At 71.2% G+C, this 21536-nt stretch carries 19 protein-coding genes; 8 read left to right on the top strand and 11 right to left on the bottom strand.

Annotated features, from left to right (window positions below; all coding sequences use genetic code 11):
• Positions 1 to 106: 106 nt before the first annotated feature.
• From IE265_RS29965 to IE265_RS29975, 3 genes are all read left to right on the top strand, one after another.
• A complete protein-coding gene (locus tag IE265_RS29965) occupies positions 107 to 697 on the top strand; it encodes a DUF4383 domain-containing protein (RefSeq protein ID WP_190038869.1) in 591 nt (196 codons plus the stop codon).
• A gap of 71 nt (positions 698 to 768) precedes the next feature.
• Positions 769 to 993: an FmdB family zinc ribbon protein gene (locus tag IE265_RS29970; RefSeq protein ID WP_190038870.1), complete on the top strand. Its 225-nt coding sequence runs from the start codon at positions 769 to 771 to the stop codon at positions 991 to 993.
• An 84-nt stretch (positions 994 to 1077) separates the two neighbouring features.
• Complete coding sequence (locus IE265_RS29975) at positions 1078 to 1737, top strand: DedA family protein (protein ID WP_190038954.1); 660 nt, start codon at positions 1078 to 1080, stop codon at positions 1735 to 1737.
• On the opposite strand, the gene IE265_RS29980 is transcribed toward IE265_RS29975, so the two are convergent.
• From IE265_RS29980 to IE265_RS29990, 3 genes are read right to left on the bottom strand one after another with little or no spacing between them, the layout of a single operon-like run.
• Entirely contained in the window at positions 1673 to 2497 is an 825-nt protein-coding gene (locus IE265_RS29980) for an HAD family hydrolase (protein ID WP_190038871.1), read from the bottom strand. The genes IE265_RS29975 and IE265_RS29980 overlap by 65 nt on opposite strands.
• Positions 2497 to 5253, bottom strand: coding sequence for a phosphoribosyltransferase (locus IE265_RS29985; protein ID WP_229916716.1), 2757 nt, complete (start codon positions 5251 to 5253; stop codon positions 2497 to 2499). Before IE265_RS29985 ends, IE265_RS29980 begins: the two co-directional genes overlap by 1 nt.
• Before the next feature lie 26 nt (positions 5254 to 5279).
• Positions 5280 to 6446, bottom strand: a complete 1167-nt coding sequence (locus tag IE265_RS29990; protein ID WP_190038872.1) for an HpcH/HpaI aldolase/citrate lyase family protein — start codon at positions 6444 to 6446, stop codon at positions 5280 to 5282.
• 198 nt (positions 6447 to 6644) lie between these two features.
• On the opposite strand from IE265_RS29990, the gene IE265_RS29995 reads away from it, so the two are divergent.
• The gene (locus tag IE265_RS29995) at positions 6645 to 7514 is read left to right on the top strand and encodes a TerD family protein (RefSeq protein ID WP_190038873.1); all 870 of its coding nucleotides are present in this window, start codon (positions 6645 to 6647) and stop codon (positions 7512 to 7514) included.
• Between the two features lie 581 nt (positions 7515 to 8095).
• Here IE265_RS29995 and IE265_RS30000 read toward each other — a convergent pair.
• The 6 genes from IE265_RS30000 to IE265_RS30025 form a co-directional block, all read right to left on the bottom strand.
• On the bottom strand, positions 8096 to 8833 hold the full coding sequence (locus tag IE265_RS30000) for a TerD family protein (RefSeq protein ID WP_190038874.1): 738 nt from the start codon (positions 8831 to 8833) through the stop codon (positions 8096 to 8098).
• A 111-nt stretch (positions 8834 to 8944) separates the two neighbouring features.
• Positions 8945 to 10090 (bottom strand): DUF475 domain-containing protein, encoded by a 1146-nt coding sequence (locus IE265_RS30005; protein ID WP_190038875.1) that lies wholly within the window; start codon positions 10088 to 10090, stop codon positions 8945 to 8947.
• A gap of 269 nt (positions 10091 to 10359) precedes the next feature.
• Positions 10360 to 10935 carry a TerD family protein gene (locus tag IE265_RS30010; protein WP_190038876.1) on the bottom strand — a complete coding sequence of 192 codons (576 nt, stop codon included), beginning with the start codon at positions 10933 to 10935 and terminating at the stop codon, positions 10360 to 10362.
• A 187-nt stretch (positions 10936 to 11122) separates the two neighbouring features.
• On the bottom strand, positions 11123 to 11698 hold the full coding sequence (locus IE265_RS30015; protein ID WP_190038877.1) for a calcium homeostasis/redox stress adaptation protein: 576 nt from the start codon (positions 11696 to 11698) through the stop codon (positions 11123 to 11125).
• A gap of 128 nt (positions 11699 to 11826) precedes the next feature.
• Positions 11827 to 12285 carry a peroxiredoxin gene (locus IE265_RS30020; RefSeq protein WP_190038878.1) on the bottom strand — a complete coding sequence of 153 codons (459 nt, stop codon included), beginning with the start codon at positions 12283 to 12285 and terminating at the stop codon, positions 11827 to 11829.
• A 125-nt stretch (positions 12286 to 12410) separates the two neighbouring features.
• Positions 12411 to 12848, bottom strand: a complete 438-nt coding sequence (locus tag IE265_RS30025) for a DUF3052 domain-containing protein (protein ID WP_190038879.1) — start codon at positions 12846 to 12848, stop codon at positions 12411 to 12413.
• Between the two features lie 497 nt (positions 12849 to 13345).
• Here IE265_RS30025 and aceE point away from each other — a divergent pair, with 497 nt between their 5' ends.
• Together aceE and IE265_RS30035 are read left to right on the top strand one after the other, a co-directional pair.
• A complete protein-coding gene (gene aceE / locus IE265_RS30030; RefSeq protein WP_190038880.1) occupies positions 13346 to 16078 on the top strand; it encodes a pyruvate dehydrogenase (acetyl-transferring), homodimeric type in 2733 nt (910 codons plus the stop codon).
• A gap of 71 nt (positions 16079 to 16149) precedes the next feature.
• A complete protein-coding gene (locus tag IE265_RS30035; protein WP_190038881.1) occupies positions 16150 to 16974 on the top strand; it encodes a potassium channel family protein in 825 nt (274 codons plus the stop codon).
• A gap of 101 nt (positions 16975 to 17075) precedes the next feature.
• On the opposite strand, the gene IE265_RS30040 is transcribed toward IE265_RS30035, so the two are convergent.
• Complete coding sequence (locus tag IE265_RS30040; RefSeq protein WP_190038956.1) at positions 17076 to 17384, bottom strand: small hydrophobic protein; 309 nt, start codon at positions 17382 to 17384, stop codon at positions 17076 to 17078.
• Between the two features lie 313 nt (positions 17385 to 17697).
• The gene (locus IE265_RS30045; RefSeq protein WP_190038882.1) at positions 17698 to 19317 is read right to left on the bottom strand and encodes an MFS transporter; all 1620 of its coding nucleotides are present in this window, start codon (positions 19315 to 19317) and stop codon (positions 17698 to 17700) included.
• A gap of 134 nt (positions 19318 to 19451) precedes the next feature.
• On the opposite strand from IE265_RS30045, the gene IE265_RS30050 reads away from it, so the two are divergent.
• The gene (locus IE265_RS30050; RefSeq protein ID WP_190038883.1) at positions 19452 to 20120 is read left to right on the top strand and encodes a TetR family transcriptional regulator; all 669 of its coding nucleotides are present in this window, start codon (positions 19452 to 19454) and stop codon (positions 20118 to 20120) included.
• Between the two features lie 173 nt (positions 20121 to 20293).
• Positions 20294 to 21502 (top strand): alpha/beta hydrolase, encoded by a 1209-nt coding sequence (locus tag IE265_RS30055; protein WP_190038884.1) that lies wholly within the window; start codon positions 20294 to 20296, stop codon positions 21500 to 21502.
• Positions 21503 to 21536 lie beyond the last annotated feature (34 nt).

Below are 21536 nucleotides of genomic sequence, written 5' to 3' on the forward strand. Positions count from 1 at the left end.
CGGACCCGCGGGCCCGAGCCCGCCCGTGGGTGGCTGTCGCGCCCCTTCGGGCGGATGCTGGGAAGTACGTACGGCCTCCGCCAGCTTCCGACCCGAGGAGGCGGACATGGCGACGCACTCGCTGCACACCCTTCGCAACGCTCCGGGCCTGCGGGCCCGGCTCGACGAGCACCTGCCGGTCGACCACCGGCTCAGCACCTTCTACCGGATCGGCGCGGGGCTCATGGGCCTCGTGCTGCTGGCCTTCGGCATCCTCGGCCTGATCGACAAGGTCGGGTTCTTCGACACCGGCGGGGACACGGTCGCCGGGCTGAACACGAACGGCGCGCTCAGCGTGCTGTCGATCTGCGTCGGACTGCTGCTCTTCGTGGGCATGGTGATCGGCGGGAACTTCGCCTCCACGGTCAACATGGTCCTCGGGGTCCTCTTCATCCTCAGCGGCTTCGTGAACCTCGCCCTGCTGGAGACGGACCTCAACTTCCTCGCCTTCGAGATCCAGAACGTGCTGTTCAGCTTCGTGGTCGGCGTGCTGCTGATGTTCTTCGGCATGTACGGGCGCGTGGGCTCGGCCCTGCCGCACGACAACCCGTACTGGCGGGCCCGCCACCCCGACCAGGCCGAGGACGAGCGGCGGCTGGGCCCGGGGCACCGGACGAGGGCGCTGTCGGGGCACGACGACGGGTCGCCCCGCCGGTAGGGGGAACACCGCGTGCGGAAGGGGCGGCCCGCTCCCGCCCGAGCCCGGCGGGCACCCGCTAACCTGTGCCCATGCCTCGCTACGAGTACCGCTGCCGGACCTGCGGCGACACCTTCGAGAAGTCCCGTCCGATGGCCGAGTCCTCCGCGCCCGCGGCCTGCCCCGCCGGGCACGACGACACGGTCAAGCTGCTGTCCGCGGTCGCGGTCGGCGGCTCGGCCTCGGCCTCGGCGCCCGCACCCGGCCCGGGCGCCGGTGGCGGGGGCGGCTGCTGCGGCGGGGGCTGCTGCGGCTGACGCTCTTCAGCGGGGCTTCAGCTTCGGTTCCCTAGCGTCGGTGGGGTGACCGACAGCAGCGCACCCCAGTGGATCAACAGCCTGATGGACACGCTCGGAGCGCCGGGCGCGGGCATCGCCGTCGCCCTGGAGAACCTCTTCCCGCCCCTGCCGAGCGAGGTCGTCCTCCCCCTCGCCGGATTCGCGGCGAGCACCGGGAGGATGGACCTGTTCGCGGCCCTGCTGTGGACCACGGCGGGCTCCGTCGTCGGGGCGCTCGCCCTGTACTGGGTGGGCGCGCTGCTCGGCCGCGACCGCACGGTGGCGATCGCGGCCCGGCTGCCGCTGGTGAAGGTCTCCGACATCGAGCGGACGGAGGCGTGGTTCTCCCGGCACGGCACCAAGGCGGTGTTCTTCGGCCGGATGATCCCCGTCTTCCGCAGCCTGATCTCGGTGCCCGCGGGCGTCGAGCGGATGCCGCTGCGGGTCTTCCTCGGTCTGACCGCGCTGGGCAGCGCCATCTGGAACACCGTCTTCGTCCTCGCCGGCTATCTGCTCGGCGAGAACTGGACGGACGTCACCGGCTACGTCTCCGCGTACTCGAAGATCGTGCTGGTCGCGGCGGCACTCGCGGTACTCCTCCTCGCGGCCGTGCGGCTGCTCCGAAGGCGTGCCGGCGGGGGGCGCCGCGACCGGCGCGCTAGCGGCACTCCCGAAGGAACTCCCGCAGAATCCGTTCGCCCGCGAGGACGCCCGTCTCGGTGAGCGACGTGATGCCGGGTGCCGTCCATCCCACGTCGGCCAGTTCGCCGTGCCCGGGGCGCCAGCCCCGGTCGGCGGCCAGCAGCAGGTCCGCGTCGAGCAGGGAGTCGCCGGCCCCGAGCGTCAGGGCCGTGCCCGTGCGGCGGGCGACCTCGCGCACGGCGGCGCTCTTCGTGAGCGGCTTCGGCACGGCGTAGATCTTGCGGCCCTGGAGCGAGACGGTCCAGCCGCGGTTCTCCGCCCAGACGGCCAGGTCCTTCACCCAGTCCTCGGGGAGCAGTTCGCGCTCGACGACGACGTACGCGAAGAGGTCCTCGGCGACGCGGTGCTTGCGCACCCAGGACGGGTCCGAGGTGGCCTCCATGTGGGCGCGCACCTCGTCGAGCGAGGCGCATTCGCTGGCCAGGCGCGCGAGCACGGAGGCGTGCCAGGCGGCGTCGGAGACACCGTCGACGAGGATGTGCCCGCCGTTGGCGCAGATCGCGTACTTCGGCGCGGGGCCGGGCAGCCTGATGCGCTGGTACTGCTTGCGGGTACGGGTCGTGGTCGGCACGAAGTCGGCCAGGCCGCCGAGTTCACCGAGCAGACCGGCCGCGACCTCGGTCATGTACGACAGCGGCCTGCTCTCGTGCACCTCGACGCTGAGCAGCCGGGGCGCCTCCGCGTCGGGCATGGTCAGCGCGAGCGCGGCGGCGGAGTAGATGAGGGTGCGGTCCAGGTCGCTGGCGACGAGGACCCGGGGAGCGGAGGCGGTGTCCGTCATCAGAGCGACACCGCCCGGCCGTCGGCGCCGGTCGCTCCGCGCGTGTACTTGGGGTGGATCAACCCGACGCAGGTGTACGGGAGCTCGGCCACCTCCTCGACGGGCACACCGCGCTGCTCGGCGAGCAGGCGGACATGGTCGAGGTCGGCTCCCGCGCCCGCCCGGGCGAGGATCTTCCAGGGGACTCGGCGCAGCAGGACACGGGTGGTCTCGCCGACGCCGGGCTTGACGAGGTTCACGTCGTGGATCTCGTACTCCTCGCTGATCCGCTCGACCGCCGCCCAGCCCTCCCAGGTCGGGCTGCGGTCCGCGGAGAGCAGTTCCTTGAGCTGGGTGTCGACCGCGTCGTCGACCTCGGCGAAGCGGTCCGCGACGACGTCCAAGAAGTCGGCGGAGACGTCCGATCCGGCGAGTTCGCGGTAGAACTTCGCGCCGTGGTAGTCGTGTTCACCGACGAGGTCGGCTCGCAGAACAGTGCGCGAAATGAGTCCGGAGACCGTCGAGTTGAGGCAGGCGGACGGTATGAGGAAGTCCTCGCGGGTGCCGTAGGTGCGCACGCAGGAGCCCGGGTCGGCGAGCACCGCGATCTCCGGGTCGAAGCCGGTGATGCCGTCGGACGCCTCGAACTCCCGGACGGCCTCGGCGAGTTCCCGGGTGATGGCGCCCTTGCCCGTCCAGCCGTCCACGAAGACGACGTCGGCCGGGTCGTGGTGGGCCGCCAGCCAGCGCAGCGCGTTGGCGTCGATGCCCCGGCCGCGCACGATGGAGACGGCGTAGTGCGGGAGGTCGAGGCCGTGCCGGTGCCGGGCCCAGCGGCGCATCAGGACGCCGACGGGCGTACCGGCGCGGGCCAGCGAGACGAGCACGGGCCGGGGCGAGCGTTCGGCGAGGACCAGTTCCGTGACCGCGCCGACGGCCTGGGCGATACGGGCGGCCGAGGCGCCGAGGGCGCTGTGGAACAGCTCCTGGTAGGCGTCGCTCGGCTGGTACTCGACGGGCAGCGACTCCGCGTAGTGGGCGCCGCCGCTCTGGATGGCCTCCTCGCGCTCCTCCGTCGGCGCCTCGAGCCGGGTGTCCGAGAGGTCCTGCAGCAGCCAGCCGACCTCGTCGGCCGCGTACGAGGAGAAGTCGGGACCGCGGAGGGGCTCAGCGAGCATGGATGACCTTTCGGTGGACGGCCGTTCGGGGACGTACGAGGGCACGACGGCGAGCAGGACGGTCCGGGCGTGGGCGGCGAGGCGCGCCAACAGGCCGTCGGGGGCGTGGAGTTCGGGGGTGTCGGCGACGGAGTCGACCACGGCGACGACGGCGTCGAAGCCGCCGCCCGCGACGTTGTAGGCGTAGCGCTCGCCCGGGCCGTCGGCGGGGCCGTCGTGGGCGGGGAAGGTGAGCCGGGTGCGGATCGCGTAGCCGGGGTCGTCCACGGCGAGCACCGGGGAGCGGGTGGTCGTGGAGTAGCGGACCTCGGCTTCGGTCAGTTCCTCCAGGGCCACACCGAGCCGGAGCGGCGCGTACATGAGTTCCTCGAAGCCGAGTACGAGAACGCGGCGGGCCGTTCCGGGCAGCGCGTCGGCGATCCGTCCGGCCATGGCGGGCAGGGCCCGCTCCAGCCGTTCGCGGTGTCCCGCGGTGAAGCCGTGCCGCCCCCCGTCGGGCAGGCCGGCGGGCCACTCCAGCTCGACGCGCCGGGCCGGCGCGGGCGCCCCGGCGCCCGGTCCCGCGGGAGCCTCGGCACCGCGGGCGGCCTCGTGGCGGGCGACCAGGGCCTGTCCCTTCTCCAGGACGCCCTCGGGGAGCCGTACCGTGCCGCTCGCCGCGGCGACGAGGTCGACGCGGGCGCCGATCTCGCGGGCGAAGTCCGCCAGCCGGCCGTGGTCGGCCGGGGAGCGCATGTCGACCAGGGCGACTATGACGTACCGGTCGCGCGGATAGCGGTCGTGCAGGTCGCGGATGGTGTTGAGGACCGTGTTGCCGGTGGAGAACTCGTCGTCCACCAGGACCAGCGGGCCGTCACCGGCGAGCAGTGCCGGGTCCTCGGGGAGCAGGAGGTGGGAGGTGGCGTGCGAGTGGGCCTCCTCGAAGCCGCCCGCGCGTGCGACGCCCTCGACCGGGCGCCGGGTCGAGTGGAGGCAGGGCGCCGGGCCGAGGCCGTCCGCGACCGCGTGGCCGAGCCCGGTGGCCGTCTCGGCGTAGCCGAGGACGACGGAACGGCCGGCCTCGTCCCGGCCGAGCAGCTCGCGAACCCGCAGACCGAGCGCGAAGCCGTGCCCGTACACGACGGCGGGCGACTGCGGGACGTGCTTGCCCAGCACGTGGGAGACGAGCAGGTGCGCCCGCTTGGGGTTGCGGCGCAGGGCCAGTCCCAGGAGTTCGCCGAGTCCCTCGTCGCCGACGAGTTCGACGCCGAGCCTCTCGGCGACCCAGGACCCGGACCACACCCCGGCCGCCGGGAGCGCGGCGCCCGTGCCCGGGCCGCCGTCGGCCCGCGCGGCGGTCGCGTCCGGGCCGCCGTCGGCCTGGCCGGCGGTCGCGTCCGAGGCCCGGAACCCCGTCGCGGACCACACGCCGAGCCCGGGCCGTACGCCTTGCGCCGACCGGGTGGCGCCCGACCGGCCGGACCCCGCCGAGGAGCCGGGGTCGGGGCCCGGGCCCGGTTCGGCCTCCGGCCCGGAGGCGGACCCGGTGTCGGGGCGTGCTCCGGCCCCGGGGCCGGCACCCGTCCCGGCCCCGGCCCCGTCGTTCACAGCGTTGTTCATGGATTCCTTGGGTGTGTGCGGGTGGGTCAGCCGGGGATTCCGGCGGCGAGCAGCTCCACGAAACCGATGTCCTCGTTGGCGACGCCGAAGACCTCGGCGCGCTGGAGGGTCCGCTCGGCCCAGGCGCGGTGCGGCTTCACCTCGTTCATCTTGTTCGTGTACGCGGACCGGAGCACACCGCCCCCGCAGCGGTCGGGGCGCAGGATGTCCTGGGCGTCGCTGAACTCCTCGTGGCTCACGACGGACAGCGCGTGCACCGGCGGGACGTGCGAGGGGTGGATGCAGGTCTTGCCCAGCAGCCCGTTGGCCCGGTCCAGGGAGATCTCCCGCAGCAGCCCGTCCATGTCGTGCTCGATCAGCGCCGCGCGCAGGTCCTCCGCCTCGGGGCTGAAGGGGCTGCGGCGCAGTTGCGGCTTGAACATGCGCTCCTGGACCCGGAAGTACTCCCAGACGGGCCCGGTCACGGTGAACCCGGTGCCGTCGGCCCGTCCCAGCACGTTCACCACGTCGGCGATCACCGACGCCACGATCTGCACGTCGTACGCGGTCATGTCGGGCGCCCTGCGGAGTCCGTACGCCGAGCAGAAGTCGGTGACGCCGAGCCGCAGCGCGAGCACCCGGTCCCGGTACTTGTCGACGGCCCGGAAGATCCCGGCGAGGGTCTCCCCGCGCGACTCCCGGTACAGCAGGTCGGGCGATTCGAGGACGGGCATCGCGAACAGGCGCCGTCCGCTCGCGGCCTCGGCCGAGGTGAGCGACTCCAGGAACGGGATGCCCCGCTCCTCGGTGAACTTCGGCAGCACGAATCCGGACAGCAGCCGGACCGAGGTGCCGAGCCGCCGGACCAGGTCGGGGATCTGCTCGGGCGCCCTGACCCGGATGAAGAGCAGCGGCAGCTCCGTGTCCGCACACTGTTCGGCGAGGAGGCCGAACTGCCGGACAAGGTTCGCCTCGGCGTCGGGGACCTCGGCGTCGTCGATCGAGTCCTCCAGGCACAGCACCATCGAGACGACACCGCGCCGGGTCTGCTTCACGATGTCGTCGGCCAGTCGGGGCCTGGTCGCGGGGCTGTAGAGGGTGGCGCCGAGGGCCGCGGCCAGCACTCGGGCCGGGGAGTCCGCGGTGAAGTCGCACGGCTCCCGGTGGAAGAGGCGTTCCCGCACCTCAGGGGCAACGTGCCCGAAATGACGCATGAGTCTCCCCCGGGGCGGCTAGAAGGGCTGACGATATATGGCCGGTAATAGTACGTAGGTATCCATGACAAGGGTTCCCATCGGGCATGAAGTTCAGGTAACGGACGCGCACACGATTGTGTCGCCCTGCCGGGTACCCGGCACCACGGAGCGCACCCCACGTTGTCGTGACCAGGCCCCAGAAGGCAGGATGACCGTATGACGCACGCGATGCTGAAAGGGTCGAACGTCCCGCTGGAGGCCACGGCGGTACGCGCCGTGCTGCGCTGGACACCGGGACGGGGCGCTCCGGACGTGGACGCCTCGGCGCTCCTGCTGGGACCCGACGGTCGTGTGCGATCCGACGAGGACTTCGTCTTCTACAACCAGCCCCGGCACCCCTCCGGCAAGGTCTGGCGGCTCGGCAAGAAGCGGGTGGCCGACGGGCTCACCGACACGATCCAGTCGGAGCTGTCGGGTGTCGACCCCGAGGTGGGCCGCATCCTGCTCGTCGCCTCGGCCGAGGGTGTCACCTTCGACCGGGTCAGCGCGCTGCGCATCCTGCTGTACGACGCCTCCGTCCCCGATTCCGAGCCGATGGCCCGCTTCGACATCACGCCGCAGACCGGCCGGGAGACCGCGCTGATCTGCGGTGAGCTGTACCGGCGGGGCGAGGGCTGGAAGTTCCGGGCGCTCGGCGAGGGCTACTCGAACGGCCTGAAGGGCCTGGCCTCCGACTTCGGCATCTCGGTGGACGAGTCCGAGGCGGAGGAGGAGCGGGTCGCGGCCGGCTCCGGGCCGCTGCCCCCCGAGCAGCCGCCGCAGGTGCCCCAGCAGCCCGTCCAGCCCGCCTACGGCTATCCCCCGGCCGCCGCGGGCCCGGAGCCCACCCGGCAGCAGCCGCCGCCCACGCAGCCCGCGTACGGGTATCCGCAGCCCACGAGCCAGCCGGGCTACGGCTATCCGCCGCCGGCTCCGGCCCAGCCCGCCGCCGCGCCGTCGGGGTACGGCTACCCGCAGCCGGTCGGCACGCTGCCCGATCCGGACTTCAAGCTGCCGCCGCAGGGACCGCAGTTCATCGGCCGCTGACCGGCACGGGGGCGCCTGCCCGGCGAGGGCACGCGTCACCGCCCGGCGGGACCCCGCCCGGCCCGCGGCGCACACCTCGGGGCCGCCGCCCCCGATCCGGTGGCCACCGGCCGATTCGAGCCCACGGCCGCCGTCGGCCCCTGCCCCACGGCCACCGCGGGGCTTGAGCCCGGGGCCGCCCTCCGGCCCGAGCCCGCGGCCACGGCCCGGCTCGGCCTCGCGACGACTGTCGGGGGCTGCACCGCGGCCACTGTCCGGGGCGGCACCACGGCCGGAGTCGGGGCCGACCTCGCGTGCGGCGTCGGGCCCAGGCCCAGGCCGAAGCCCGGGCTCACGGTCGGCGACGGAACCGAACCCGCGGCCGCCGTCCGGGGCGGCACCACGGCCGGAGTCGGGCCCGGCCTCGCGTCCGGCGTCGGGGCCACGCCCGAACCCGAACCCGCGGTCGTCGACCGACCCGAGCCCGCGGTCACCGTCGCCGTCCGGCCGGGCCCCGCGCGCCCGGCGGGCGCCGTGCGTGTCGTCGGGCCGGGCGCCGTGTCCAGGCGTGCCCGTCCGCCGGCCCCGGCGGTGGCGCCCCGTCAGCGGTCGGCCTTCGCCTTGAAGCCGCGGCCCCACTGGAGTCCCCAGCCGTAGAGCCGGTCCAGCTCTGCCTGGAAGCCGTACACGAACTTCACCTCGCGACGCACCACGAGTTCGTTCCGCACGTTCTCGATCATGACGACCGCACAGGACCTGGCCTGGGGGTGCCGCTCGTCGAGGCCGACCTCGATCCTGGGGCCGTTGCTCGGGTACAGCGTCACTATCGCGTGGGTGCGGTCGAAGGCCGGTGTCTGGTCGTAGATGTACACGAACACCAGGAGCCGCTTGATCTGCTCGCGGTGGTCGAGGTTGACGAAGATCGTCTCGCCGGAGCCGGAGCCGAAGCGGTCGTCGCCGCTGAGCTTCACGTAGGGAGCCGTGTTCAGTTCGCCGAAGAAGCCGCCCAGCGGCTGCACCACGCCCTTGGTGCCGTCGGTGAGTTCGTACATGCACCCGAGGTCCAGGTCGACGTTGACCATGCTCTGGGTGTGCGCCTGCACCACTTCCGGCTTGAACGCCTGGAAGGGGTGGCGCAGCAGGCTGCCCCGGTGGGGGCCGCCTATGTCCGAGGTGCGCATCCGCCAGGAGAGGTTGACGCGGAGGTTGCCGGTGTCCGCGCCCTGCTTGCTGAGCGAGATGGTCTGATGCCGTTTGGTCAGTTCTATGGCGTTGGTCGCCGCGCTGCCCGAGTCGAACTGTGTCGACCGTCCGCGCCACAAGCCTTCCCAGAAGCCCATTCCCGCCCCCCACGCCTCTTCTTCGCGCCGGCCGTACGGCCCGACGCACGGAGGCGGCCGCGAGACCCCCCGCGGCCGCCCCTCAGTGAGCGTTCCTCAACAGGACCCGTGTCACACCCCGGACGAGACTTCCGACTTGTCGCCCGAGGCGTCGGCCTTCCCCTCGGCCTCCGCGAGCGCCTTGTTGCGGCGGACGGAGGACCAGAAGGACCAGGCGATCAGGACCACGCCGACCAGGCCCGTGATGACCTCGTTGATCTGGTACTGGATGGTGATCAGGAGGATCGCGGCCAGCGCGCCGATCGCGTAGTGGGCGCCGTGCTCCAGGTAGACGTAGTCGTCCAGGGTGCCCTGGCGGACCAGGTAGACCGTGAGCGACCGGACGTACATGGCGCCGATGCCGAGGCCGAGGGCCATCAGGACGATGTCGTTGGTGATGGCGAAGGCGCCGATGACGCCGTCGAACGAGAAGGACGCGTCCAGGACCTCGAGGTACAGGAACATGAAGAAGGCCGCCTTGCCGGCGAGTGCGACGGCGGAGACCTCCTTGCCGCTGCGCCTGGCCTCCTCCTCGGCCTCGTGCTCGCGCTCTTCCTCCTCCTCCAGGCGGTTCTCGAAGAAGCTGGAGAGTCCGCCGACCACCAGGTAGGTGACCAGACCGGCGACGCCGGCGAGCAGGACCGTCTCCGCCTTGTCGGCGTGACCGGCGTGCAGGTGCGCGTTCTTGGCGAAGGTCAGGGACGAGGCCAGCAGGACGATCAGCGCGATGCAGACCGACAGCATGTCGACCTTGCCGAGCTTCGCGAGCGGGCGCTCCAGCCAGCCGAGCCACTTGATGTCACGGTCCTCGAAGATGAAGTCGAGGAAGATCATCAGCAGGAACATGCCGCCGAACGCCGCGATGGACGGGTGGGCGTCGGTGACGAGTTCCTCGTAGCGCGTCGGGTTGTTCAGCGCCAGGTCGACGGCCTCGATGGGACCGAGCGACGCGCTGACCGCGACGATGACGACGGGGAAGACGAGCCGCATTCCGAAGACGGCGATGAGAATGCCGATGGTGAGGAAGATCTTTTGCCAGAAGGGGCTCATCTTCTTCAGGATTCCGGCGTTGACCACCGCGTTGTCGAAGGACAGCGAGATCTCGAGGATGGAAAGGATCAATACGATCCCGAACGCGGTCCATCCGTCGATCAGCACCGCTGCGACCAGGCCGAGCGCGGTGACCGCGAACGACCAGCCGAAGGTTTTCAGAACCACTGGCTACCCAATCGTGAGTTGGGGGGCTACCCCCGGACGAAGTCCGGAGAGGGTTCACCCCCCGCCGTACCCGGCTTTACGAAACGTTGACCACGAAGTCTAGAGGGCGGACCCACCGGGCGAGCGGGCCGGGCCCATCTCGTCCGTGGAGCCGCGCCCCCAGGGGGTACGGATACCCATGACGCACCGTGCGCACCAGGGAGAACAGCCCTTTCCGGGCAGGGCGGCCGTTCACCGGATCGGCCGGTGCCGGCCGCCGAGGCCCGGCTTTACGAGACGTTGACCCCGAAGTCCATGGCGATGCCCCGCAGGCCCGAGGCGTATCCCTGGCCCACCGCCCGGAACTTCCACTCGCCGCCGTAGCGGTAGACCTCGCCGAAGATCATCGCGGTCTCGGTGGAGGCGTCCTCGGAGAGGTCGTAGCGGGCGAGTTCCTGGCCGTCGGCCTGGTTGACGACGCGGATGAACGCGTTGCTGACCTGGCCGAAGGTCTGGCCGCGGTTGTCGGCCTCGTGGATGGAGACCGGGAAGACGATCTTCTCCACATTGACCGGCACCCGGGAGAGGTCGATCAGGATGGACTCGTCGTCGCCGTCGCCCTCACCGGTGAGGTTGTCGCCGGTGTGCTCCACCGAGCCGTCCGGACTCGTGAGCTGGTTGTAGAAGATGAACCACTCGTCACCGAGCACCCGCCCCGCGTTGCACATCAGTGCGCTGGCGTCGAGGTCGAAAGGGGCTCCGGTGGTGGAGCGCGCGTCCCAGCCGAGCCCGATCATCACCTGGGTGAGATTCGGTGCGGCCTTGGAGAGGGAGACATTGCCCCCCTTGGCGAGCGTGACGCCCATGATCCTTGTCCTCCCCGGTCAAGCCGTTGGGTTGTCGAGCAGGACCGGCGCCGCACGAGAAGTGTGCGGCGCCGGTCGGCGTGCGGTGAATCGGCGGGCGCCCACCGCCGCCCCGGAGGGACGAGGGGGTGCCCGGGTGGGGTCGGGCGCCGGCTCCGCAGGGAACCGGGCACCCGCCCCGAGACGGTCAGACGTTGACGCCGAAGTCCTGCGCGATGCCGCGCAGGCCCGAGGCGTAGCCCTGGCCGATGGCGCGGAACTTCCACTCCGCCCCGTGCCGGTACAGCTCGCCGAAGACCATCGCGGTCTCCGTCGAGGCGTCCTCGGAGAGGTCGTACCGGGCGAGTTCCGCCTCGCCCGCCTGGTTCACGACGCGGATGAACGCGTTGCGGACCTGGCCGAACGACTGCTGGCGGTTCTCGGCGTCGTAGATCGAGACCGGGAAGACGATCTTCTCGATGTCCGCCGGGACGGCGGCGAGGTTGACCTTGATCTGCTCGTCGTCGCCCTCGCCCTCACCGGTGATGTTGTCGCCGGTGTGCTCGACCGAGCCGTCCGGGCTCTTGAGGTTGTTGAAGAACACGAAGTTGGCGTCGCTGCTGACCTTGCCCTCCGTGTTCGTCAGGATGGCGCTGGCGTCGAGGTCGAAATCGGTACCGGTGGTGGTACGGACGTCCCACCCCAGACCGACGATGACCGCGGTGAGGCCCGGGGCCTCCTTGGTCAGCGATACGTTGCCGCCCTTGCTGAGGCTGACTCCCACGAGTCCTCCCATTGGTGTCCAGGGGCGGGAAGCCCCGTACTGCGCTGGTATCGGATCAACGTGCCGATCCTAGTGACGGGTTCCCGGTCACCGCAGGCCCTGCACGCGAAGAATCCCGATGTGTCGGGTCACAGGGTGTCGAGGGCCGCCACGTACTCGTTCAGGTCACGCGCGTCGGGCAGGCCGTTGACGACGGTCCACCGGACCACGCCCTCCTTGTCGATGACGAAGGTGCCGCGCACCGCGCAGCCCTTGTCCTCGGCGAAGACGCCGTAGGCGCGCGAGACCTCGCCGTGCGGCCAGAAGTCGGACAGCAGCGGGTACTCCAGCCCCTCCTGCTCCCCGAAGACGCGCAGCGTGTGGATCGAGTCGTTCGAGACGGCGAGCACCTGGGTGTCCCGGTCGGAGAACCTCGGCAGGTTGTCGCGCAGGGCGCACAGCTCGCCGGTGCAGACGCCGGTGAAGGCGAACGGGTAGAAGAGCAGCACCACGTTCTTCGCGCCGCGGAAGTCGGAGAGCCGCACGGTGGCGCCGTGGTTGTCCCTGAGCTCGAAGTCCGGGGCCTTGTCGCCGACCTCGATCGTCATCGTCCTGTGTCCCTTCCATCAGGCTGTTCGGGTGACGCCCACCCTACGCAGCGCCCCGCCCCCGCCCATGAGCGAGGCCCCCGCCGACCTGGGTCGGCGGGGGCCTCTGTGACGTCGACTGCGGCTCAGCGCTTCCTGGCCGCCGCCTTCGGTGTCGCCAGCCTGGTGCCACTCCAGTCCTTGCCCACGCTGATGCTCTTGGTCTGGGACAGACCCGCGGTCGTCGCGGCTTCGGCGATGTCGCTGGGCTCCACATAGCCGTCTCGGCCGGTCTTCGGCGTCAGCAGCAGGACGGCGCCGCCCTCTTCGACGTACGTGGTGGCGTCCACCAGCGCATCCGTCAGGTCGCCGTCGTCGTCACGGAACCAGAGCACCACGGCGTCGGCGACGTCGTCGTACTCCTCGTCCATGAGCTCACTGCCGATGACTTCTTCAATGGCCTCGCGGAGCTCCTGGTCGACGTCGTCGTCGAAGCCGATCTCCTGGACCACCTGCTCGGGCTGGAATCCCAGCCTGGCGGCCAGGCTCGTCCGTTCCTCCGCGTGGTCCGCGGTCGCGCTCACGGGTTGCCTCCTGATCATGTTCGGTAATGGGGTCCTCCCCGTACCCGGGCGAAGCCGGGAGCCTGGGGAAGTTCAAGCCACGCGCGTGCGCGCAGCATTGGCCGTAGTCCACACGGGCGGGGCGGATCGCGCAAGTACCCGGCCGTCGAGACCGCCGAAACGGTGACGATCCCGACCGTGTCGCCGCAACTCCCGCCATGGGAATCACGGGCATTGGTGACGCACACCACACCACTGTGCCCGCTTTGTGAATTTCGGAACCCTATGAGGGTACGAGACTCGAATGGCTTTGCGGTACGCGTCATGACCCGGGCGTATCGTGGCGATTTGCCGGGCCTGCCCCCGGTGGGGCGGGTCGAACGCCTCGGTTACCTCTCGGTAGAGATGACGTTTCGGTTCCCTAGGTACACGATGGGGGACGGTGCAGACACCCAGGAAACCAGAGAAACAGCCGACACAGAACCAAGAAAAGCGGCCCCCGAGAGCGAAGGAACAGCGTGGCTTCCGGACCCGATCGCAATCCGATCATCATTGGCGGCCTTCCGAGTCAGGTCCCTGACTTCGATCCCGAAGAGACGCAGGAGTGGCTCGACTCCCTCGACGCCGCCGTGGACCAGCGCGGCCGGGAACGGGCCCGCTACCTCATGCTCCGGCTGATCGAACGGGCCCGTGAGAAGCGCGTGGCCGTGCCCGAGATGCGCAGCACGGACTACGTCAACACGATCGCCACCAAGGACGAGCCGTTCTTCCCCGGCAACGAGGAGATCGAGCGGCGCATCCTCAACGCGACCCGCTGGAACGCGGCCGTGATGGTGTCCAGGGCCCAGCGCCCCGGTATCGGGGTCGGTGGCCACATCGCCACCTTCGCGTCCTCCGCCTCCCTCTACGACGTGGGCTTCAACCACTTCTTCCGGGGCAAGGACAAGGGCGACGGCGGCGACCAGATCTTCTTCCAGGGGCACGCCTCCCCCGGCATCTACGCCCGCGCGTTCCTCCTGGACCGGCTCTCCGAGCAGCAGCTCGACGCGTTCCGCCAGGAGAAGTCCAGGGCTCCGTACGGGTTGTCCTCGTACCCCCACCCGCGGCTGATGCCGGACTTCTGGGAGTTCCCGACCGTCTCGATGGGACTCGGCCCGCTCGGCGCGATCTTCCAGGCGCGCATGAACCGCTACATGGAGGCGCGCGGCATCGCGGACACCTCCAAGTCGCACGTATGGGCGTTCCTCGGCGACGGCGAGATGGACGAGCCGGAGTCGCTCGGGCAGTTGTCCATCGCCGCCCGCGAGGGCCTGGACAACCTCACCTTCGTGGTGAACTGCAACCTCCAGCGCCTCGACGGTCCGGTGCGCGGCAACGGGAAGATCATCCAGGAGCTGGAGTCGCAGTTCCGCGGCGCCGGCTGGAACGTCGTCAAGCTGGTGTGGGACCGCAGTTGGGACCCGCTGCTCGCGCAGGACCGCGACGGCGTGCTCGTCAACCGGCTGAACACCACGCCCGACGGCCAGTTCCAGACGTACGCCACCGAGACCGGCGCGTACATCCGCGAGCACTTCTTCGGTGACGACCACCGGCTGCGGGCCATGGTCGAGAACATGACCGACGACCAGGTCCTGCACCTCGGCCGCGGCGGCCACGACCACAAGAAGATCTTCGCGGCGTTCTCGGCGGCCAAGGAGCACAAGGGCCAGCCGACGGTGATCCTGGCGCAGACGGTCAAGGGCTGGACGCTCGGCCCGAACTTCGAGGGCCGCAACGCGACGCACCAGATGAAGAAGCTGACGGTCGCCGACCTCAAGGGATTCCGCGACCGGCTGCACCTGCCGATCTCCGACAAGGAGCTGGAGTCCGGCGCGCCGCCGTACTTCCACCCGGGCCGGGACTCCGAGGAGATCCAGTACATGCACGACCGCCGCAACGGGCTCGGCGGGTACGTCCCGACGCGCGTCGTGCGGGCGAAGCCCCTCGCACTGCCCGGGGACAAGCTGTACGCGAACGCGAAGAAGGGCTCGGGCCAGCAGTCCATCGCCACCACCATGGCGTTCGTGCGGTTGCTCAAGGACCTCATGCGGGACAAGGAGATCGGCAAGCGGTTCGTGCCGATCGCCCCCGACGAGTACCGCACGTTCGGCATGGACTCGCTGTTCCCGAGCGCGAAGATCTACCACCCGCTCGGCCAGCAGTACGAGTCCGTGGACCGTGAACTGCTGCTCGCGTACAAGGAGTCGCCGACCGGGCAGATGCTGCACGACGGCATCTCGGAGGCGGGCTGCACGGCCTCGCTGATCGCGGCCGGCTCGGCGTACGCGACGCACGGCGAGCCGTTGATCCCGGTCTACGTCTTCTACTCCATGTTCGGTTTCCAGCGCACCGGCGACCAGTTCTGGCAGATGGCCGACCAGTTGGCGCGCGGTTTCGTACTGGGTGCGACCGCCGGGCGTACGACACTGACCGGTGAGGGACTCCAGCACGCGGACGGCCACTCGCAGCTGCTCGCCTCGACCAACCCGGGCTGCGTCGCGTACGACCCGGCCTACGGATTCGAGATCGCGCACATCGTCCAGGACGGGCTGCGCAGGATGTACGGCCCGGACAGCGAGGACGTCTTTTATTACCTCACCGTCTACAACGAGCCGATCCAGCACCCGGCCGAGCCGGAGGACGTGGACGTCGAGGGCATCCTGAAGGGCATCCACCGCTACGCGCCGGGCACGGCGGGATCGATCCCGGCGCAGATCATGGCGTCCGGCGTGGCCGTGCCGTGGGCGGTCGAGGCGCAGCGGATGCTCGCCGAGGACTGGGACGTCAGGGCCGACGTCTGGTCGGCGACCTCCTGGAACGAGCTGCGGCGCGAGGCCGTCGAGGTCGAGCGGCACAACCTGCTGCACCCGGAGGAGGAGCAGCGGGTCCCCTATGTGACGCGGAAGCTGTCGGGGGCCGAGGGGCCCTTCGTGGCCGTCTCCGACTGGATGCGGTCCGTGCCCGACCAGATCTCCCGCTGGGTGCCGGGCACCTACCAGTCGCTTGGCGCGGACGGGTTCGGCTTCGCGGACACGCGCGGTGCCGCCCGGCGGTTCTTCCACATCGACGCGCAGTCGATCGTGGTGGGCGTGCTCACCGAGCTGGCCCGCGAGGGCAAGGTCGACCGCTCGGTGCTGAAGCAGGCGATCGACCGGTACCAGCTGCTGGACGTGGCGGCCGCCGACCCCGGCCCCGCGGGCGGCGACGCCTAGGCACACCGTTCGGAGCGAGGGGGCGACGGGCCGCGGGCCCGTCGCCCCCTCGCGTTTCCTACGATGCGCGCATGAAGGTGATATCGGCGCAGGACCGTTGGGAGCGGGCCACGCAGCGTCCGCTGCTGGGGCTGGCTGTGGTGTTCGCGGTCGCGTACGCCGTGCCGATCGTGTGGCCCGGCGCACGCCTCGAGGTCGCCCTGGCGTGCACCGCCGTGGAGTGGGGGGTGTGGGGCCTGTTCGCCGCGGACTACCTCGTGCGGCTCGCCCTCGCCGAGCGGCGCCGGGAGTTCGTCCGGACCCACTGGCTCGATCTGTGCGCTGTGCTGCTGCCGCTGATCCAGCCGCTGCGGCTGCTGAGGCTGGTCTCCACGCTGCTGCTCGTCGGGCAGCGTGCCCGCACGGCCCCGCAGATCCAGCTCACCACGTACGTGGTCGGCGCGGTGGTGGCGCTGCTGATGTTCGGTTCGCTCGCCGTGCTGTCCGTCGAGCGGGAGTCCGCCGACGGGAACATCCGAACGCTGGGCGACGCGGTGTGGTGGGCGTTCACGACGATGACGACCGTGGGCTACGGGGACCACTCGCCGACGACCGGGCTCGGCCGGATGATCGCCGTCGGGCTGATGCTCTCCGGGATCGCCCTGCTCGGTGTGGTGACCGCCAACATCGCGGCCTGGTTCATCTCGCGGTTCGAGTCGGACGACGAGGAGGAGCGCCGGCAGACCGCGGCGATCGAGGCGCTCACGGCGGAGGTGAAGGCCCTGCGGACCCAGGTCGCCGCATTCACAGCCGTACCGGGTGCCGTACCGGGTGCCGTACCCGGAGCCGTCGCGGCGGCCGCCCCGGGAGCGGTCGTCCCGCGGCCCCCGGAGCCGGCCGCCGGGGAACGGGCGTGACGGGCGGTCACCGTGGGCGCCGCCCGCGGGCGTGTCCCCGCACCCCCCTTCGCGGGGTGCGGGGACACGGTCCTGTGTCGTCCCGGGGTCCGGGACGGCCCTCAGAGCAGTCCGCTTCCGGGGCCCGCCGTCCCGGCGATCCACAGGATCGCCAGAACGGTGTCGATCGCGCCCAGCACCAGGGCAACCAGTGCGGGCAGCGGGCGGGCGCCGTTCCAGCGGCGCCCCATGGCCAGCCAGCCGCAGACGACCGCGACGGGGCCGAGGACGATCCCCAGCACGAAGAATCCCGCGATCGCGCAGATGACTCCGATGATCCCGAGCGTCGCGCGGTCCGGCCCGCTCCGTGACCTCGTACGGCGACGTGAGCGGGGGTGCTTGCGCGTGGTGTGGCTGAAGCCCGCCATCATCAACTCCCTGGACCTGTGAGCCGGCCTCATGGTGGCCGGTTCGGGCTCACTCCCCGGGTACCCCGCGCCTCGCGCTTCAGACTCGCCCGTTCCCCAACCGGCCCCGGAACGGGCCTCCTTCGGCTTCGGCGGCGTGCCGCCCCCCTCCGGCGGCACGCCGCCGCCCACCGAACCGCCCGACACCCGGGGCCCGGTCGGAAGCACTCTGACCCGCGACGCCTTCGGTATGACAGTCGGACGGGACGGTGTCACCCGGATGAGCGAAAGCCCCGCCGGGTTCGCCCGGCGGGGCCTTCGGGACGGAGGTCCGGGACTAGATGTGCCCGACTCCCGCGCCCGCTTCCGCGTTCTCGCCCTTCTTGGTGAGGAAGGCGACGAAGACGGCCACCACGGCGACGCCCGCGGCGACGAGGCTCGCGAGGCTCATGCCGGAGATGAACGTGTCGTGCGCGACGTCCGTGATCTTCGCGGCGATCTCCGGCGGCGTGCCCGGAGCCACGGGCGGGGCGCCGACCTGGACCGCCTCCGCGGCCTGGCCGTGCTGCTCCGGCGTGAGTTTCGGGAGCCCCGCGGCCGCCCAGTTGCCCGCGAGGTCGCTGTCGACCTTGGAGGCCATCACGGCGCCCAGGACCGCCGTGCCGAGGCTGCCGCCGATCTGCATGGCGGCCTGCTGGAGTCCGCCGGCCACACCGGAGAGCTCCATCGGGGCGTTGCCCACGATGACCTCGGTGGCACCGACCATCACGGGCGCGAGGCCGAGGCCGAGCAGCGCGAACCACAGGGACATGAGCCCGCTGCCCGTGTCCGTCTCCAGCGTCGACACACCGAACATCGCGACGGCCGTCAGCGCCATGCCGCCCGCGAGCGGGACGCGCGGACCCGTCTTGCTGATGAGCGCCCCGGCGAGCGGCGAGCCGACGATCATCATGCCGGTCAGCGGCAGCAGGTGCAGGCCCGCGTCGATCGGGCTCATGCCGTGCACGTTCTGCAGGTAGAAGGTGACGAAGAAGAGCCCGCCCATGAAGGCGATGGCCATGAGCACCATCAGGACGACACCGGCCGACAGCGGTACGGAGCGGAAGAGGCCGAGCGGCACGAGCGGCTCGCGGACCTTGGTCTCCCAGACGGCGAACAGCGCGAAGCCGAGGACCGAGACGAGCAGGAAGGTCCAGGTGAGTCCGTCGCCCCAGCCCCACGCGGGGGCCTTGATGAGCGCCCAGACCAGGCAGAACATGGCGCCGGACAGCAGTCCGATGCCGAGCAGGTCGAACGAGCGGGGTGCCTTGTCGGCGCGGTGGTCGACGAGGAACAGCGCGCCGAGGACGACGGCGAGGATGCCGACCGGCACGTTGATGAAGAAGACGGACTGCCAGCTCACGTGCTCGACGAGGACACCGCCGAGGATCGGGCCGCCCGCGGTGGAGGCACCGATGACCATGCCCCAGATGCCGATCGCCATGTTCAGCTTCTCGGCCGGGAACGTGGCGCGCAGCAGGCCGAGCGCGGCCGGCATGAGCAGCGCTCCGAACAGGCCCTGGAAGACGCGGAAGACGACCACGAAGGCGATGCTGTCGGACAGGCCGATGGCCCCCGAGGCGGCGGCGAAGCCGACCACGCCGATGAGGAACGTCTGGCGGTGCCCGAAGCGGTCACCGAGCTTGCCCGCGGTGATGAGCGCGACCGCGAGCGCCAGGAAGTAGCCGTTGGTTATCCACTGGACGTCGGCGAAGGTCGCGCTCAGGTCCTTCTGGATCGCGGGGTTCGCGATCGCCACGATGGTGCCGTCCAGGGCCACCATCATCACGCCCACGGCCACGGTGAACAGCGTGTACCAGGGGTGGCCCCGCAGACCCTTGCCCGGGGTCGGACCGGAGGCGGCGGCCGGGGCCTTGTCGGCCGGTCCCGTCGTGTCGACGGTGGTCTGACTAGTCATGGCGCGAGGCTAGTGACAGTCACTGACAATTGACAAACCGATTCACAATTCGGTAACTGTCACGTCACCGGAGTTGCGGGCCGGGTTCACGGGTGGACACCGGGGTGCCCGTCGCAGGAACGAAAAGGGGACCCATGGACACGGCGCCGCGGCCGGGGCTGCGCGAACGCAAGAAGAGGCGCACCCGGGACGCGCTCGTACGGGCCGCGCTGGAGCTGTTCACCAGCCAGGGCTACGAGCGGACGACCGTGGACGAGATCGTGGAGGCCGTCGACGTCTCGCAGCGCACGTTCTTCCGGTACTTCGCGGGCAAGGAGGACGCCGCCTTCGCCGTGCAGCGGATGTCCGAGTCGCACTTCGTCGAGGCGGTGCGCCAACGCCCCGCCCACGAGACCCCGTTGGAGGCGCTGCGCAACGCCGTCATGGCGAACTGGGACACGATCGGGGAGGCCATCGAGGCCGTGGTGCCGATCGAACTGCACATGCGCACGTTCCAGTTGATCGAGTCGACGCCCGTGCTGCTCGCCGCCCACCTGTGCCGCCAGGAGGGACTGGAGGAGGAGATCGCCCGGGTGATCGCGGAGCGTGAGGGCCTCGACGTGGACGCGGACCCCCGCCCACGGGTCGCGGTGGCCCTGTTCGGCGGTGTGATGCGGCTCGCCGGCCGACTGTGGGGGGCCGGCGACGACTTCAGCGTGGCGGCGCTGCGCGAGTTGACCGCCTCGCACCTCGACCAGGTGATTCCCGCGCTCGCGCGGGACTGGCGCACGGACCGCTCCGGCGGGGTTCCGGACACGCGGTAACTCCTGCCGCACACACGGTCGCCGGGCCCCTGCGCGGGGAGCGCGGAGCAGCGCACACAGCATCAAGGCCTGCCGTGAACCCGGTCCGCTTTGCCCCAATTACCCCAGGGGAAACGTGATCCGCCTCACTCGGTTAACGCGAGCCTCCCCCGTTCTCCTAGTGTGTCCTCCCAGTGACTTCCTTCGACTCCACCCCGCAACTCAACGTCTGGCGCATGCTGCTCGCGCTGGCCGTGGTGTTCGTGATGCTCGCGACCACCGGCTGGACGGCCGTGCGCAACCACCAGGGGGCGGCGACGCCCCTCGGTGCCTCGCAGTCGGCCTGGGAACGGGGCCACATGGGCGGACACCGACTGCCCGACCTGGACCGCACGACGCCCGCGCGGCTGGCCGACTTCTTCGCCTCGCTCGACGCGCGCCAGAGCGCCCGGCTCGCCGCCCGCTACCCGCTCGCGGTGGGCAACATGAACGGGGCCCCGGCCGAACTCCGCTACCGCGCCAACCGCATCGCCCTCGACCAGGCACGCAAGGTCGAACTGACCCGCCTGCACGACCAGCGGCTCTCGGCGACCGGCCAGCGCGACGCGGGCCGCCGGATGGAGCGGTACGAGGCGCTGATGAGCGGGGACCGCCGCATCCTCGCCTTCGACCCCCTGGGCCCCGGCCGGGTCGCGGAGGTCTTCGGAGACCTCGACCGTGCCGACCGGGTCTCGGTCGTGGTCCCCGGCGTCGACACCGACCTGCTCACCTTCCAGCGCACGGAACGCCAGTACTCGGCGCCCGTCGGCATGGCGAAGGCCCTGTACGACGAGGAGCGGTCGGCCGACCCGCGGGCGCACACGGCCGTGATCGCGTGGGCCGACTACACCTCGCCCAGCGGGCTCGGCATGGACGCGGCCACCGGCATCCGGGCCGAGGAGGGCGCGGTCCGTCTCGGCGCCCTGGTCCGGGCGCTGCCCGGCCACTCGCGGGTGGCCCTCTACTGCCACAGCTACGGCTCGGTGGTCTGCGGGGTCGCCGCGCCCTCGCTGCCCGCCAGGGTCTCCGACATAGCGGTGGCGGGCAGCCCCGGCATGCGGGTCGAGAAGGCCGCGAACCTGCGGACCTCGGCGCGCGTGTGGGCCACACGGGACGCGGACGACTGGATCCAGGACGTGCCGCACCTGGAGGTCGGCGGGCTCGGCCACGGGGCCGATCCGATGTCCAGGGCGTTCGGGGCGCGGGTGCTGTCGGCGCAGGGCGCCAAGGGCCACGGCGGCTATTTCGAGCCGGGCACCGAGAGCCTGCGCAACTTCGCCGAGATCGGTATCGGCGCGTACCGCGCGGTGCGCTGCGCACACAAGGATGACGGGTGCCGGAAGGGTTTGTCCGGCACGGTGTGAGCCGGACGCGCGTAGAGAACGAAGAAAGTGCGGT

It is taken from the genome of Streptomyces fructofermentans, from assembly GCF_014651055.1.
GTDB classification, from domain to species: Bacteria; Actinomycetota; Actinomycetes; order Streptomycetales; family Streptomycetaceae; genus Streptomyces; species Streptomyces fructofermentans.

What these genes read in the sequence shown, in the direction of transcription:
- IE265_RS30040 (WP_190038956.1), bottom strand. Translation starts at nt 17,384, where the DNA reads ATGATGGCGGGCTTCAGCCACACCACGCGCAAGCACCCCCGCTCACGT.
- IE265_RS29995 (WP_190038873.1), top strand. Translation starts at nt 6,645, where the DNA reads ATGACGCACGCGATGCTGAAAGGGTCGAACGTCCCGCTGGAGGCCACG.
- IE265_RS30035 (WP_190038881.1), top strand. Translation starts at nt 16,150, where the DNA reads ATGAAGGTGATATCGGCGCAGGACCGTTGGGAGCGGGCCACGCAGCGT.
- IE265_RS30045 (WP_190038882.1), bottom strand. Translation starts at nt 19,317, where the DNA reads ATGACTAGTCAGACCACCGTCGACACGACGGGACCGGCCGACAAGGCC.
- IE265_RS29965 (WP_190038869.1), top strand. Translation starts at nt 107, where the DNA reads ATGGCGACGCACTCGCTGCACACCCTTCGCAACGCTCCGGGCCTGCGG.
- IE265_RS30050 (WP_190038883.1), top strand. Translation starts at nt 19,452, where the DNA reads ATGGACACGGCGCCGCGGCCGGGGCTGCGCGAACGCAAGAAGAGGCGC.
- IE265_RS29985 (WP_229916716.1), bottom strand. Translation starts at nt 5,253, where the DNA reads ATGAACAACGCTGTGAACGACGGGGCCGGGGCCGGGACGGGTGCCGGC.
- IE265_RS29980 (WP_190038871.1), bottom strand. Translation starts at nt 2,497, where the DNA reads ATGACGGACACCGCCTCCGCTCCCCGGGTCCTCGTCGCCAGCGACCTG.
- IE265_RS30020 (WP_190038878.1), bottom strand. Translation starts at nt 12,285, where the DNA reads ATGACGATCGAGGTCGGCGACAAGGCCCCGGACTTCGAGCTCAGGGAC.
- IE265_RS29970 (WP_190038870.1), top strand. Translation starts at nt 769, where the DNA reads ATGCCTCGCTACGAGTACCGCTGCCGGACCTGCGGCGACACCTTCGAG.
- IE265_RS29990 (WP_190038872.1), bottom strand. Translation starts at nt 6,446, where the DNA reads ATGCGTCATTTCGGGCACGTTGCCCCTGAGGTGCGGGAACGCCTCTTC.
- IE265_RS30010 (WP_190038876.1), bottom strand. Translation starts at nt 10,935, where the DNA reads ATGGGCGTCACGCTCGCCAAGGGGGGCAATGTCTCCCTCTCCAAGGCC.
- IE265_RS30000 (WP_190038874.1), bottom strand. Translation starts at nt 8,833, where the DNA reads ATGGGCTTCTGGGAAGGCTTGTGGCGCGGACGGTCGACACAGTTCGAC.
- IE265_RS29975 (WP_190038954.1), top strand. Translation starts at nt 1,078, where the DNA reads ATGGACACGCTCGGAGCGCCGGGCGCGGGCATCGCCGTCGCCCTGGAG.